This window comes from Corynebacterium sp. MSK150, from assembly GCF_030229215.1.
Classification (GTDB): domain Bacteria; phylum Actinomycetota; class Actinomycetes; order Mycobacteriales; family Mycobacteriaceae; genus Corynebacterium.
On record NZ_JASPHM010000003.1, the window covers coordinates 184,203 to 196,571 of the forward strand.

At 56.8% G+C, this 12,369-nt stretch carries 11 protein-coding genes; 5 read left to right on the plus strand and 6 right to left on the minus strand.

The window, feature by feature from the left end; genetic code table 11:
• Window positions 1–9 precede the first annotated feature (9 nt).
• From QP941_RS03235 to QP941_RS03245, 3 genes are read left to right on the plus strand one after another with little or no spacing between them, the layout of a single operon-like run.
• Window positions 10–801 (plus strand): ABC transporter permease, encoded by a 792-nt coding sequence (locus QP941_RS03235; RefSeq protein ID WP_284867982.1) that lies wholly within the window; start codon window positions 10–12, stop codon window positions 799–801.
• Complete coding sequence (locus QP941_RS03240) at window positions 801–1,946, plus strand: sensor histidine kinase (protein ID WP_284867983.1); 1,146 nt, start codon at window positions 801–803, stop codon at window positions 1,944–1,946. Before QP941_RS03235 ends, QP941_RS03240 begins: the two co-directional genes overlap by 1 nt.
• Window positions 1,939–2,547: a response regulator transcription factor gene (locus QP941_RS03245; RefSeq protein ID WP_284766448.1), complete on the plus strand. Its 609-nt coding sequence runs from the start codon at window positions 1,939–1,941 to the stop codon at window positions 2,545–2,547. The genes QP941_RS03240 and QP941_RS03245 overlap by 8 nt, the downstream gene beginning before the upstream one ends.
• 40 nt (window positions 2,548–2,587) lie before the next feature.
• Here QP941_RS03245 and QP941_RS03250 read toward each other — a convergent pair whose 3' ends face one another.
• Both QP941_RS03250 and QP941_RS03255 read right to left on the minus strand, forming a co-directional pair.
• Window positions 2,588–3,970, minus strand: a complete 1,383-nt coding sequence (locus tag QP941_RS03250; RefSeq protein WP_284867984.1) for a TetR/AcrR family transcriptional regulator — start codon at window positions 3,968–3,970, stop codon at window positions 2,588–2,590.
• Window positions 3,971–4,173: 203 nt separating this feature from the next.
• Entirely contained in the window at window positions 4,174–4,347 is a 174-nt protein-coding gene (locus QP941_RS03255) for an antitoxin (protein ID WP_284766446.1), read from the minus strand.
• A 335-nt stretch (window positions 4,348–4,682) separates the two neighbouring features.
• On the opposite strand from QP941_RS03255, the gene QP941_RS03260 reads away from it, so the two are divergent.
• Window positions 4,683–5,942, plus strand: a complete 1,260-nt coding sequence (locus tag QP941_RS03260; protein ID WP_284867985.1) for a site-specific DNA-methyltransferase — start codon at window positions 4,683–4,685, stop codon at window positions 5,940–5,942.
• Here the strand turns inward: QP941_RS03260 and QP941_RS03265 are convergent.
• The 3 genes from QP941_RS03265 to QP941_RS03275 are packed head-to-tail and all read right to left on the minus strand — an operon-like array spanning window position 5,939 to window position 10,067.
• The gene (locus QP941_RS03265; RefSeq protein ID WP_284867986.1) at window positions 5,939–6,856 is read right to left on the minus strand and encodes a CE1 family esterase; all 918 of its coding nucleotides are present in this window, start codon (window positions 6,854–6,856) and stop codon (window positions 5,939–5,941) included. The two genes, QP941_RS03260 and QP941_RS03265, sit on opposite strands and share 4 nt — an antisense overlap.
• Window positions 6,857–6,894: 38 nt before the next feature.
• The gene (locus QP941_RS03270) at window positions 6,895–8,637 is read right to left on the minus strand and encodes an ABC transporter ATP-binding protein (RefSeq protein WP_284868006.1); all 1,743 of its coding nucleotides are present in this window, start codon (window positions 8,635–8,637) and stop codon (window positions 6,895–6,897) included.
• On the minus strand, window positions 8,637–10,067 hold the full coding sequence (locus tag QP941_RS03275; RefSeq protein ID WP_284867987.1) for an ABC transporter transmembrane domain-containing protein: 1,431 nt from the start codon (window positions 10,065–10,067) through the stop codon (window positions 8,637–8,639). The genes QP941_RS03270 and QP941_RS03275 overlap by 1 nt, the downstream gene beginning before the upstream one ends.
• A 37-nt stretch (window positions 10,068–10,104) precedes the next feature.
• On the opposite strand from QP941_RS03275, the gene QP941_RS03280 reads away from it, so the two are divergent.
• Window positions 10,105–10,911 (plus strand): class I SAM-dependent methyltransferase, encoded by an 807-nt coding sequence (locus QP941_RS03280; protein ID WP_284867988.1) that lies wholly within the window; start codon window positions 10,105–10,107, stop codon window positions 10,909–10,911.
• Here QP941_RS03280 and QP941_RS03285 read toward each other — a convergent pair.
• Window positions 10,908–12,293: an anaerobic C4-dicarboxylate transporter gene (locus QP941_RS03285; protein ID WP_284867989.1), complete on the minus strand. Its 1,386-nt coding sequence runs from the start codon at window positions 12,291–12,293 to the stop codon at window positions 10,908–10,910. The two genes, QP941_RS03280 and QP941_RS03285, sit on opposite strands and share 4 nt — an antisense overlap.
• Window positions 12,294–12,369 lie beyond the last annotated feature (76 nt).

The following is a 12,369-nucleotide window of genomic DNA, read 5'->3' on the forward strand; positions in this document are numbered from 1 at the left end:
GAACATGCCATGACCACACAAGCTGCAACGACCAGTGCGCGCACTCTCCGGTTTGCCACTCACAACCTGCTGCGCCTTCGTCGCAACCTTACTCCCCTCTTTTTCAGTACCATCTTGCCGGTATTCTTTTACCTCCTCTTTGGCACCATGATGGATTTTGGTGATGCCCCCTTTAAAGGAGGAAACTTCGCCGCCTTAGAGATGATCAGCATGGCCCTTTACGGCGGCGTCGCTGGTTCCGTCTCCGCCTCTGGTTCCGCTGTGACAGATGCGAAGACTGGGTGGGCGCGTCAATTAGCCCTCACTCCTCTGCACCCACGACAGCTTCTGTGGGCAAACCTCATATCAATCGGCTTTCAGGCACTGCTCCCCATCACCGCGGTATTTATCACCGGCGCCGTGACACAAGCTGCAATGCAACCACACCAGTGGATTTTAGCCTTCATCGCTTGCGTCCTAGTTTCCATTCCCTTTGGCTTTTATGGCTTGGTGTGGGCCATGGCTTTGCCCACCGACAATTCTGTCGCAATCGCCTCGACGTCCGTTGTCCTCTTCCTCTTTGCCGCCAATGTATTCACTCCACTTACTGAGCCGCTGATGGAATTGGGCCGCTTCACTCCCCTCTTTGGCCCGGTTGTGCTCGCCCAGTGGCCCCTTGCAGAAGGCATGCAGTTTCTTAGCGGGGAGGAAGGCACCGTGTCGCACCCCATGTGGGCCGCATGGTTAAACTTCGCGGTATGGACGACCATCTTTCTCACCGCTTGCCTGGTGCTGCGCTCCCGCGACAAGGCGCGCCGTTAATGGGCCCCTTTCGCGATCCGTGGCGCGGTTTTAGCCTTAATAGCGCTCTTTTCGCCAGCGTATGGTTGGTCTTCCTCATTCCCGGGTTGGTGATGACCTTTGCCGCGCCGGGAACGACGCTCGCTGAACGAATTGGGGCATCTGCGTGCGCTTTAGCGTTTAGTGCCGTCTACTTCTTTTCTTTTGGCGCTGTGGGCTACTACCCACGCGGATGGCGGTTAGGACAGCGGATCGGGCTCTACTGGGTGTCACTCGCGGCCATCGCAGCGATATCAATTTGTTTCTTCGGGATAATAGCCGTCACGTTTGTGCCCTACCTTGCGGCGCTGATCGGCTTTAACCTTTCTCTACGCCGAGCATTAGCGCTTACCCTGCTAATGGGGACCGTGCTCGCCACCACCACGTGGTTCTTCGCTCCTGAAAGCACCGGCTGGGCCCTGATAGTCCTCTTCGTCTGGCCAATACTACTAGTGCTGCTAGGTACATTTTCCCAGCGCGAAGATAGCCGCGCTGAATTGGAGCATGAATTGGACTTGGCACGCCAACGCGAGGATATCGCTACCGATGTTCACGATCTCTTGGGCCACTCTTTAACCGTTATCAACCTCAAATCAGAGCTTGCCCGGCGTCTAATAGATTCGGATCCGCAACGGGCGCAGCAGGAGCTCCAGGAGGTGAGCATGCTTTCTCGGAGAGGCTTGGCGGAAGTCCGCTCCACAGTAACCCGGATGCGCATGCCCACTTTTGAAGGGGAAATCCACGCGACTTACAGGGCTCTCGACACTGCCGGCATTGAGTCGTACTTGCCCTCTGCGGCCAAAAGCGCTGGGCTTTACGACGCCGAATTTTCCTGGGCCCTGCGTGAGCTAACCACAAACGTGGTCCGGCACTCAGGCGCAGCGCACTGTTGGGTTCAGGTGACAGACCACCAACTCCAAGTGGTAGACGATGGCTGCGGGTTTGACGCTGACGAAAGTCTTTCTCGTGCCCACGGTGGGATTGTCGGTTTGCGCAAACGTATAACAGATGCTGGGGGACAGCTGCTTTTTGCGCGCCGCAAGGGCTGTACTCTGGCCTTGGTTACTATGAATGGCGATACGGACTTTCTTCCTCTTACTACCGCCGGAGGCTCAGGCAATGACTGATCCCATCCGAGTTCTCATTGCTGAGGACCAATCATTGGTGCGTGGGGCGCTAGTTGCCCTCTTGGAGACAGAGCCAGATATCAGCGTTGTGGCTGAGTGTGCAACGGGCGCGGAGGTTGCGGGGCTCGTCGCCAAGCATGGCGTCGACGTTGCGCTACTTGATATTGAAATGCCCGGTAAGAACGGTCTTGATGCGGCCGCTGAACTTGAGGGCACGGGTTGCCGCAGCCTGATTGTCACGACCTTTGGGCGCAGTGGCTACGTCAAACGTGCTTTGGAAACAGGCGTAGCTGGCTTCGTAGTCAAGGACACCCCACCCGAACAACTTGCCGAAGCCATAAGGCGAGTGCACGCCGGTCTAAAGGTCATCGACCCTGCACTGGCCCAAGAAACTATTTTCACGCCCGACAATCCACTAACCGCACGCGAAAAGGAGATCGCATGTCATGTCTTGGAGGGAAGCGACACCCGCCAGATTGCCGGGCATCTTCACCTGAGCACTGGCACAGTGCGCAATATTGTCTCATCGCTCATCGCCAAGACAGGAACTGGGAACCGCTTTGAAGCAGCAACTACTGCACATGCCCAGGGATGGATATAGAAAAAGGAAGCCCACTGCGCGGCCCCTTTTGCTTGGCTTCCTATTCTGGCTGCTTTAGCTCAAGAACATTGACCATGCCCTGAATGACTACGTCCATCACCTTGGAAGCTAGGTTGAAGTAGAAATCAGCCGAGTGATAGCGCAGGGCTCCTACAGTACTCAACTGCGAGAGGCCGTGGATGGAGGCCCACAGCGCCGCAATCTGGGTAAAGAGAATCCATGGAGATCGTGGCCCATTCGACTCGGAAATGGCATCGCGCACCAGATTCATGATGTAGGTAAAGGCCTTACCCATATCAAATGGCTGTTCAGTATCGCCGGGTTCATCGAAAGAGACGGGGACAATCGAGCGGCTTGATACCTCGATAAGGGCGACGAAGCCGACGGGGTCTTCCAGCGCATACTCCAAATATCCGAATCCGGTTGCCTTAATATAATCCAGCCCGTGGGATCCTTCTGGCACGGCCTGGTTCTGGCGCATGATCGCTAGCGTATTGGCTTCATCCAAAGACTCTTCCAAAGAACGCAGCAGGTGAGAATTACCATCGAAAAGATGCTCCGCGTCTGCCAAATCTACGCCTGCTCGGGCAGCAGCTGAGCCGAGATGCAAGCTAGGCAGACCGTTATAGACAATCTCTTCGGCCGCACCACGGAAGATGGCTGCACGCTTTTCCTCAGCCGTAGACTTTGGCATGTCCTTTGCTGCTGTAGTAAACGGTTCCGCTGGATCGCCAACGAGTGCTAGCGGTTCAAAGGGCGCAATCTCCCCGTCACGCAAGCTATCTTCCAACCCAGAAAATAAAGTCTCAATGCAAGCATTGAAGGTCTGCTTCTTCGCCGTGGGCGAGAGATGACGCATAATGCCGAACGTGGCCAAGTGAGTAATACCCTGCAACTCAGACAGGAAAGTAAGGGCTTGGAGCACTACCAAGCGGTGATCAAAATCGCCGCGTGCTGCAATGGCGGCTTCCCGCATGTGTTCAAGAATCCAGCGGAAGGTGGGCGGGAAGGCATCAAAGCTTTTCGCCTCTTCGATGCCGTCCTCAAAGTTGGGAAAGCTCGTTGCCGTCTCACAGTTGTTATAGGCGGCGAAGTAAGTGGGGTTATCAACAGCCAAGTTGAAGTAGACCTTGGCAGACTCGCGAAGTTTCTGAATCGCGGTCGCGTCATCCGGCAATTTATCGAGTGCATCGTAGGCCGCTACTCGGAGACGCTCATCCAAGAACCGGCTGGTCTGAATGTAAAGGTCGTGGTCATCTTCAAAGAAAGACTTAGCTTCATCGACTGGAACAGCGATCTGCTCCGCCACAGCACAAACCTTTAAAGCGTCGCGCCCGCCCTTAGCCAGGATACGGGCACTTTGTTCCAGCAAGCGCTGCTTAGTGGAGCCCGCATGGGAAACGGTGCCTTCAAGATTGTTCACAAATATAATCCTAGCGATTTCATGCAAAATTGCTTGGGATACGTTCACTTTATAAGTTGAGTCACCCACGAAAAGGTGGGAGCGCCTATATAGACCTTTGCCAACTTTATGTCGCTGGTCTTTATATAGCTTTGGCCCCAGCCCTTGCGGGCTCGGGGCCAAAATAGAAGGTAGCCATTCGCCCTATAAGCGGGCGAAGCTATTTACTCGTTGCCGATCTTGCCGTCAGCTGCGTCACGAGCCTTGTCGATCTGGTCAGCCTTGTCCTCGCCGAGCTTGCCCTTAGCTACATCAGCTGCCTTGTCCAGGCCCTTGTCGCTAAGCTCTTCGCCCTTGTCGGAGTTCAGTGCGTCCTTTGCCTTATCGAAGATACCCATGTGGTTATCCTTTCTTCTAGTTCTAGCTTTATCTAAAAGCTGCCGTGTCCGGCAACACACCCCAACGTACCGACACTTGAGCCAACATGCCACCGAAAAGTTCTTTAGGTCACTAGACCAAATAAGTTTTACTACTCCATATCCAAGTTGCCCTCAGGGGCATGTGGACACCCCCGCAGCCTAACGAGCACCCAATAGGGCCTGCTGCTTTAGCCCGGCCCTAGCCATGCTTAAGGAAAAGCGTTGAAGTATTTTAGCCAAAGGCCAATCTTCCTAAGTCTTGCAAATGATAGCGTTAGACGGTATTGACGATTCTCCGACGAAGGCACTGCACCATGGCTTCCACTAACCCAGCGCGACCATCTACTCCGGAGACGGGCATGGAATTCTTTGGCTTAGTATGGCCGGGCAAGGAGGCAGCTCGAGCAGCTGCTAGCACCCCTCTGCCACGTCATTTCACGCGTGATTCTGCACTCAGTACAGCTGTCGGCGCTGACAACGCGATTATTGCCGCAGATAATCTTCCAGTACTTCAGGAACTTGCCAGCCGCGGAGAGCTCTTTGACGTCATTTACATAGACCCTCCCTATAACACCGGCAAAGACTTTGTCTACCGCGACAATTACCGTTTGCGCCGGCAGATGCGCTCGGGGAGCTATGCAGAGTGGCACTCGCAATGGTTGTCTATGATGCTTCCCCGGCTCATCTTGGCCCGGCAAGTATTGTCAACAAATGGATTTATTTTCGTATCCATTGGAGAGGACGAAGTGGCCAATACGCGCAAGGTACTCGATGAAGTTTTTGGAGAGGAGTGCTTTGCCGGCCAATTGATTTGGAAAAAAGCCGGCACCGGCAAGAATGATTCTAAGTACGCGGTGGTAGAGCACGAATATATTCTGTGTTACGCCCGTACGCCTGATAACCCTGGATTCAATGTCGATCTCCTTGGCCACACTTCCACCAAATACAACCATGAGGATGACAAAGGGAAGTACTCCTTGGTGCGGTTGGACTCTAAAACCCTTGGGTACCTTCCCTCCCTCGACTTCCCTATCTCCGGGCCCGACGGCAAGGAATATTGGCCGGACCAGCCGGTGGGAAAAGAAAAAGTCGCCCGTTGGCGTTGGGGCCGGGAAAAGGTTGAACAGCGCTTCGATGAGCTCGTGTTCCGGCGAGGTTTTGTCTATACCAAGAACTATCAGAAGGTGGGAGCGCGCCCACGCTCCATCTTGGACGGCGAGCGCTTTGGGGTGACCCGCACTGGCAGGCGTGATGCTGAAGACGTCATGGGGATAGAGGGCGTTTTCGAGTTTCCCAAACCGGTGCGCTTGATTAAGCACCTCATTTCCATTGCGGGTGGAAAGGATGCGCGCGTCCTTGACTTTTTTGCGGGCTCCGGCACCACTGCCCAGGCGGTAGTGGAACTCAACAACAACGATGGGGGCACTCGGTCTTTTCACCTTGTGCAAATTCCAGAGCCAACCTCCCCGCGTAGCGCTGCTCATCGCGCGGGCTTTTCTACCGTGGCAGATATTTGCATTGAAAGGGTGCGCAAGGTCCCAGGCGCATCCTTTCAGGTCTATCGCCAGGACTAAGTCTGTGCGGTACCGGACGGGCGACCGGGAATGCCGAAGAAGTCTAGGACGCGGTCGGTAGCGAAGAATTTGCCTACCTCATTGTGCGCGTCCGCTGTACCACCAGGCCATACGTGTGAGCCTCCGGCGATACGGATGTGTTCAAGCGGTGCGGTACAGCCACTCCACTTCATATCGAGTGCATTGTTGACTAAACGGGTCGTATCGACCTTGGTAGAGCAACCATTGCGTTTACGGTCTTGTTCCAACACGGATTCCACGGAATAGTACTTGGTCTTATGGCGCGTTCCACCGTAGTAACCCACCACGGGGTCCACGGTGCCGTGAATATCCAATCGCCCCACGGGCGAATGAGCACAGTCTTTAAGAATATCTTTGTAGTAGGCAGCAGAAACTGTAGCCACAGACTTAAAAACATCGGGCATCTGACAGGCCAGGTAGGCGGCAAACCCGCCGCCGTTTGACATGCCGGTGGCAAAAATTCGCGAGTCATCTACCCGGTACGTTGCTCGAACGGCATCAATGATGTCGCGAACAAATTTTTTGTCTTCTGCTGTTGACGTCTTGGCATAGGGAGCAGGGCTCCATGCCTTCTTTTTGCCTTCCGCGAAAACGGTGATGGCATCAGCGGCATCGAGGCGGGAATAGCCGCGGAGATTTTCGGCAGATTGTCCCCAGCCTGGAAAGGCCAGGACGATGGGCCACTTTTTCTCCCCCGTGTAGTCCTTGGGCACGCTGAGGATGAAGGAACGACCCGAGGGCAGATTAACGGTGGTATAGCTTCCTGGCTCGGGTCCGCTCAGCGGTGCGGAGGTTGGAATCCCTAGGTTTTTCGTCTCAGTTGGGACTGCTGGGGGCGCGGAGTCGGGCGAATCGGCCGAACATGATGCGCCGGCAACCGCAAGGAAACTCACTGCTACCGCGCCTAACACGACCCGTAGCGACCTCGCGTTCATCTTTGTCGTCCCTTCTGCCATGCGGTCCATAACTGCTTGTAGCGGCCACCATAATCTAACAATTCGTGGTGACTGCCTTGCTCCACCACCCGCCCGTTATCCATCACGGCGATGCTATCGGCTCGTGCGGCTTGGTCTAGTCGGTGCGCCACTACCAATGCAGTTCGCCCACGCGTAACCGCTGTCGCGGCTTCTTCCAGAGCTTCCGCCCCCACCGATCCGGCCTCTGCGGTGGCCTCATCCATGATGACGATCTGGGGATCTAAAAGCAATATTCGCGCCAGGGTAAGCTGCTGCGCTGCTACTGGGTCAAGGTGGATTCCCTGAGCGCCAATGACCGTATCTAGGCCCTCCTCTAACTGCGCATACCACTGTGCGCCGACGCGCTGTAGTGCATCTTCCATTTGTGCGTCTGAGGCTTGCGGGGCGGCCAAGGACAAATCTTCGCGCAGGGTTCCTGAGAATACATGAACCTCTTGGGAAATCATCGCTAAACGCGCCACCCTTTCGGAATCAGAAAGGGCCGATACCTCTACTCCATCCACCAAGACTGTTCCGGTAGCCGGGACTCGCAGTCCGGCCAAAAGAGCAGCGACCGTGGTCTTTCCTGCACCAGAAGCTCCCACCAGAGCTACGGTGTGCCCAGCGGGAAGCTTAAGGTTCACGTCTTGCACAGCCCAGCCGCCGTCATCGTAGCTGAAGCTCACTTCTTTCAATTCGGCAACTCCACCTGGGACCGGGGCGCCGAAGTCTGGTACCGCCTGTGGTGGATCCATAACCACCCCAACTATCCGAGACAGGGAGGCATAGTCGGATTGAATGGTATCGATTACTCGCATCAATCCCATGAGCGGACCCCGCAAGCGAATAAGAAGGAGCATCGCCGCGGTGACTGCACCAACGGTGAGCGCCCCAACCTGCACCACCCAAAAGCTAACGAGCAAACCGCAGACCAGCATTATTAACTCGATACCCGTCATCCATAGCTGTAGGACCATCATTGTCCTTCGCGCGGCGTAGCCTTTGTCCACCACCTGTGCGGAGGCACGTTCAATACCGGCATGCATCTGGTCTTCCATGCCAAAAGCGCGCACAGTCTCTCGCCCTCGAATTGCCTCTAGGAGCCTGCGTGCCCGTTCCGCCATGGCAGCGCGTTCGTCGGTATAGCGCTGTGGAGCGCGCTGCAGGTACTGGCGCGCAGCAATGAAATATAACGGCGTAACTGCACCTACTACCAGTAGGTATTGCCAGTTGAGGCTGACTAGTGCCACCCCAGTGGTTGCGATGGCGAAGGCAGATTTCGTCAGCACGGGGACGGTCTCGGTTACGGCAGCCGATAGTTCTGCTACATCATCGGTAGAGCGAGAGACCAAATCCCCAGGGCCGGCTTCCTCCACCCGGTGGGTAGGCAGGCGAAGAACGGTAGAAACCATATCTTCCCGCAAAGCGGAGATCACTCTTTCGCTCAGGCGCGAAAGGACATAGAACCCCGCCGCGGAAAACAGTGCCGAAACCGCGGCCACCAGCACCAGCGAGATACCGATCGATACCATGGCGCCCTGAGTAATGACAGCGTCAACGATCTTTCCCAACAGGATGGGGATCGCTACATTGCGGCCGGCGCCTGCGGTAAGCAAGGCCAAGGCCGCTGCGGCTTGGGGGCGGGCACCGGGGACGTCGGAAAGCTGGCGGCCCACTTCCTTACGCACTTGGGGCCAGGAGGCCGTAGGAAACCGCATCATAGCTGCGCCCCCACTGCTGCCCATGCCGGCGAGGTGGTGAAGACAAGCGTGGGCTTAGGCCCGCGGTGATGGGCAACCCGCTGCGCTATTTCTTGCTCGGTCACCGAATCCACCGCGGTAGTTGGATCGGCCAAAATTAAGATCTCTGCGTCGGCAGCAATGGCTCGTGCAAGCGCCACGCGCTGTTGCTGTCCACCAGAAAGGTTTCGGCCGCCTTCTCCCACCTCACGGTCTAACCCGCCCGGGATATCTTCCCCTGCAGCCACGAAGAGGGCTCGTTGTGCACTCGCGCTATCCGGATGAATATTGTCCCCCACGGTCCCCTCAAAAAGCATGGTTTCGTGTGGAACAACCAGGAATCGCTCGCGCGGCAAGAAGACGAGATCCTCTGGAACAGGCTCGGGCACCACGTTGATCCCAGGGGCGAGGGCTGGTACCTGCGGTTCACTCTTCTCCACCCCGGGAGCGGCGAGGACGGCGATAATGCGCTCAGCGCTTGCCTGTGCGGCCGCCCACCGCGAGGCGATATTTCGGCCCAGCATCGTCATCGGCGTGATAATGAACTGCGTAAGGCCGATGACCGTAATGAGTTCACCTACGCTAATCATGGAGCGCATAGCCATCATTCCTGCACCAATACCCACTGCAATGACATATACCGACCCCAAAATCTCCGTAGCCGCATTAAGCCGCGCTTGGGCACCATTGGCTTCTATCGTTCGCGCATAGGCAGCACCCGACACCGCGGAATAGCGCCTACTTACTGTGGCTACAGCGCCCAGGCCCTTAAGGATCCGCAGGCCCTGGACCACATCGGTGGCCATGGAGCTGGCTTTGGCCAACGCCGCTTGGCGGATTCCGGAACGCGTACGCAGAGGCTTTGCCGCGCGCACTGAGCCCCACACCATTAACGGCCCGCCGCACAAAATGGCGATGCCTAAAGGCAGGTTAATACGGCTAGCCATGATCGCCACATACACAATGGCGGTGATCTCAGCGACGGGGAAAACCGTCATCATCACCGCATTCTGCACGCGCCGTGCGTCTGTGGAGGCGATGGAAAGCAGCTCGCCGGCGCTGCGAGGCTCGCCTGCGATGCCCCGCGGATCCTGAATCCTATCCGTGATGGCCATGCGAACATCGTGCCCAATTACTAGCATGGCTCGCGCGTTAAGGCCGCGTCCGAACCATGCGGCTATGGCATTAAGACCAAAAGCTGCCCCCAATACCACCAGCCACATGCCTAATCGGTCAACGGATCCTTTCGACACAGCTTGATCAATGGCATGTCCCACGATCACTGGAGTCGATCCGTTAAGCAGAAAAGATACAGCCATGCAGAGTGCGGCCGGCACAGTGAGGGATGGACGAGAAAAGACAATCTTTAGCAGCCACCTGGGATCTGATGGTGCAGGAAGTGTCCTCATAGGCAGCCATTCTAATTCGGGGTAGGTTAGATGGGCTATGACGACTCGCCGCCCCGATCCCAGCCACTTCCCTAGCTACCGCAAGGCCTCCACTAGACAAGGCCCCGGCTTCCGCGATGCCGCGCAACGCACCGCTTCCGCCCAGGCCTTCCGCCGCGGCGCGAGCACCTATCACGATGTGCGCCCCGGCTATCCGGACGAGGTTTCTGACCTTATCGCTGACGCCCATACCGTTGCCGATATTGGTGCCGGTACTGGAAAACTCACCGAGTCCCTACCCAATCCTCGGGTTTTGGCTCTGGAGCCTTCCGACGATATGGCTGGAATTCTCGCAGCACGCCTCCACCTGCCAGTCCTTCGTGCTACGGCCGAAAACACCGCGCTTGCCGACGCCTCCCTAGACGCCGCCTGCCTCGCCCAAACCTGGCACTGGGTCGACGTGCCAGCCGCCTGTGCAGAGCTTGACCGCGTCCTCGCGCCGGGCGGGAAGATTCTCCTGGTGTGGAACACGCTTGATGTCAACGCGGACCCCTGGATCCTGCGGCTTTCTCGCATCATGCACTCCGGGGATGTACATAAACCAGGCTTTTATCCGAACTACACGGAGCCGTGGTCTTTAGACCACGAGCTGCGCTTAACCTGGGAGAACGAATTAACCCCCGAACAGCTTCACCAGCTGATGCACACCCGATCCTATTGGCTACGCAATGGCGAGGCCATCCATGAACGCATGACCCACAACCTGGATTGGTACCTCTACGAGCACATGGGATTTAAGCCGGGGCAAAAACTACGCATCCCGTACCGCACGGATGCCTTCGTGCTGGTACGGGATTCGGATTAGAGCAGGACCTGCGCTAATAGCGAGCCCACCACGCAGGAGGTGAACACCGAGATGGCGCCGGGAACGAGGAAGGAGTGGTTGATGACGAACTTGCCAATGTGGGTAGTGCCCGTGCGGTCGAAACCGATGCAGGCTAGGTCCGAAGGGTAGGTTGGCAAGATGAAGTAGCCATACGCTGCGCCGTAGAAACCAACGATAATGGCGGGATCGATGCCGAGCTGCAGGCCAATCGGAGCGATGGCAACCAGGGCGGCGGCCTGGGAGTTAACCAGCTTGGACACGATGACCAGTACCACCGCGTAGGCCCACGGGGCGGCCTCCACCACGGACCCGAGGTTGGACTCCAGGGCATCGATATGGGCTTCGAAGAAGGTATCTGCCATCCATGCCACACCGAAGACCGAGAATACTGCGGTCATACCAGCCTTAAAGACTGGCGTGGACGCGATCTTCTTCGGGTCAGCCTTGCAGGTAAGCAGGATGATTGCGCCGGCAACAAGCATGACCATTTGGATAACCAGGTTCATCGAAAGCGGGCTCAACTCGCCGTCATCGCCTGGGACGAGGGGGCGCAGGAATTCGAACGCACCGAGTGCCACCACGCTGGCGATAGCCACGAGGAAGATAACCACCGCACGCTTTGCTTCTGGCGAAAATTCCTCATCCATGAGCGACCCGGTGGACTGGTGAATGCTTTCTGCAAACTCCGGGTCCTTCATGCGCTCCTGAAATGCGGGGTCCTCGTCCAAGTCCTTGCCGCGGCGCAAAGACCACAGCGCAGCGAGGATAACGCCGGCAAGCGAGGCGGGCATAGCCACCATGAGAATCTGCGGAATGGAAAAGGCGTGGTCGATAGCACCGGCGTTTTCCGCGATGATGGACGCTAGGGATACGGTGGCCACGGACACTGGCGAGGCCGTAATACCCATCTGAGCCGACGTCGATGCCACAGCCATGGGGCGCTCTGGGCGGATGCCCTTCTTCAGGGCAATATCCTCGATGATCGGAAACATCGTGTACACGACGTGACCCGTACCGCACAGTACCGTCAGGAACCAAGTGGTCAGCGGCGCGAGGATGGTGATGCGCTCTGGGTGGGCGCGGAGAAACTTCTCGGCAAATTGCATCATCACTTCTAGACCGCGCGCCTGTTGCAAGGTGGCGGCGCAGCCGATGACCGCAATGATGGTCAGCATCACGGACACCGGCGGCTCACCCGGGGCGAGGCCGAAGACAAAGACCATGAGCATCAAACCGATGCCGGAAATAAGACCAAGTCCTATACCACCATAGCGAGTGCCCAATAGCAGGGCGCTGAGGATGATGATGACCTGGAGCACGATGGCCAGAATTGAATCTGGCGCAATTACGCTGGCTAGCATGCTGAGCCCTCCATCACGAGAGAATGATTAACTGGTTATATCCTATCCAGCCCCACATAACCGGACATAAACGGAA

Bases quoted from the DNA above. Each gene is read 5' to 3' on its own strand.
- QP941_RS03275 (WP_284867987.1), bottom strand. From the start codon at position 10,067: ATGAGGACACTTCCTGCACCATCAGATCCCAGGTGGCTGCTAAAGATT.
- QP941_RS03245 (WP_284766448.1), top strand. From the start codon at position 1,939: ATGACTGATCCCATCCGAGTTCTCATTGCTGAGGACCAATCATTGGTG.
- QP941_RS03240 (WP_284867983.1), top strand. From the start codon at position 801: ATGGGCCCCTTTCGCGATCCGTGGCGCGGTTTTAGCCTTAATAGCGCT.
- QP941_RS03285 (WP_284867989.1), bottom strand. From the start codon at position 12,293: ATGCTAGCCAGCGTAATTGCGCCAGATTCAATTCTGGCCATCGTGCTC.
- QP941_RS03235 (WP_284867982.1), top strand. From the start codon at position 10: ATGACCACACAAGCTGCAACGACCAGTGCGCGCACTCTCCGGTTTGCC.
- QP941_RS03270 (WP_284868006.1), bottom strand. From the start codon at position 8,637: ATGCGGTTTCCTACGGCCTCCTGGCCCCAAGTGCGTAAGGAAGTGGGC.
- QP941_RS03280 (WP_284867988.1), top strand. From the start codon at position 10,105: ATGACGACTCGCCGCCCCGATCCCAGCCACTTCCCTAGCTACCGCAAG.
- QP941_RS03255 (WP_284766446.1), bottom strand. From the start codon at position 4,347: ATGGGTATCTTCGATAAGGCAAAGGACGCACTGAACTCCGACAAGGGC.
- QP941_RS03260 (WP_284867985.1), top strand. From the start codon at position 4,683: ATGGCTTCCACTAACCCAGCGCGACCATCTACTCCGGAGACGGGCATG.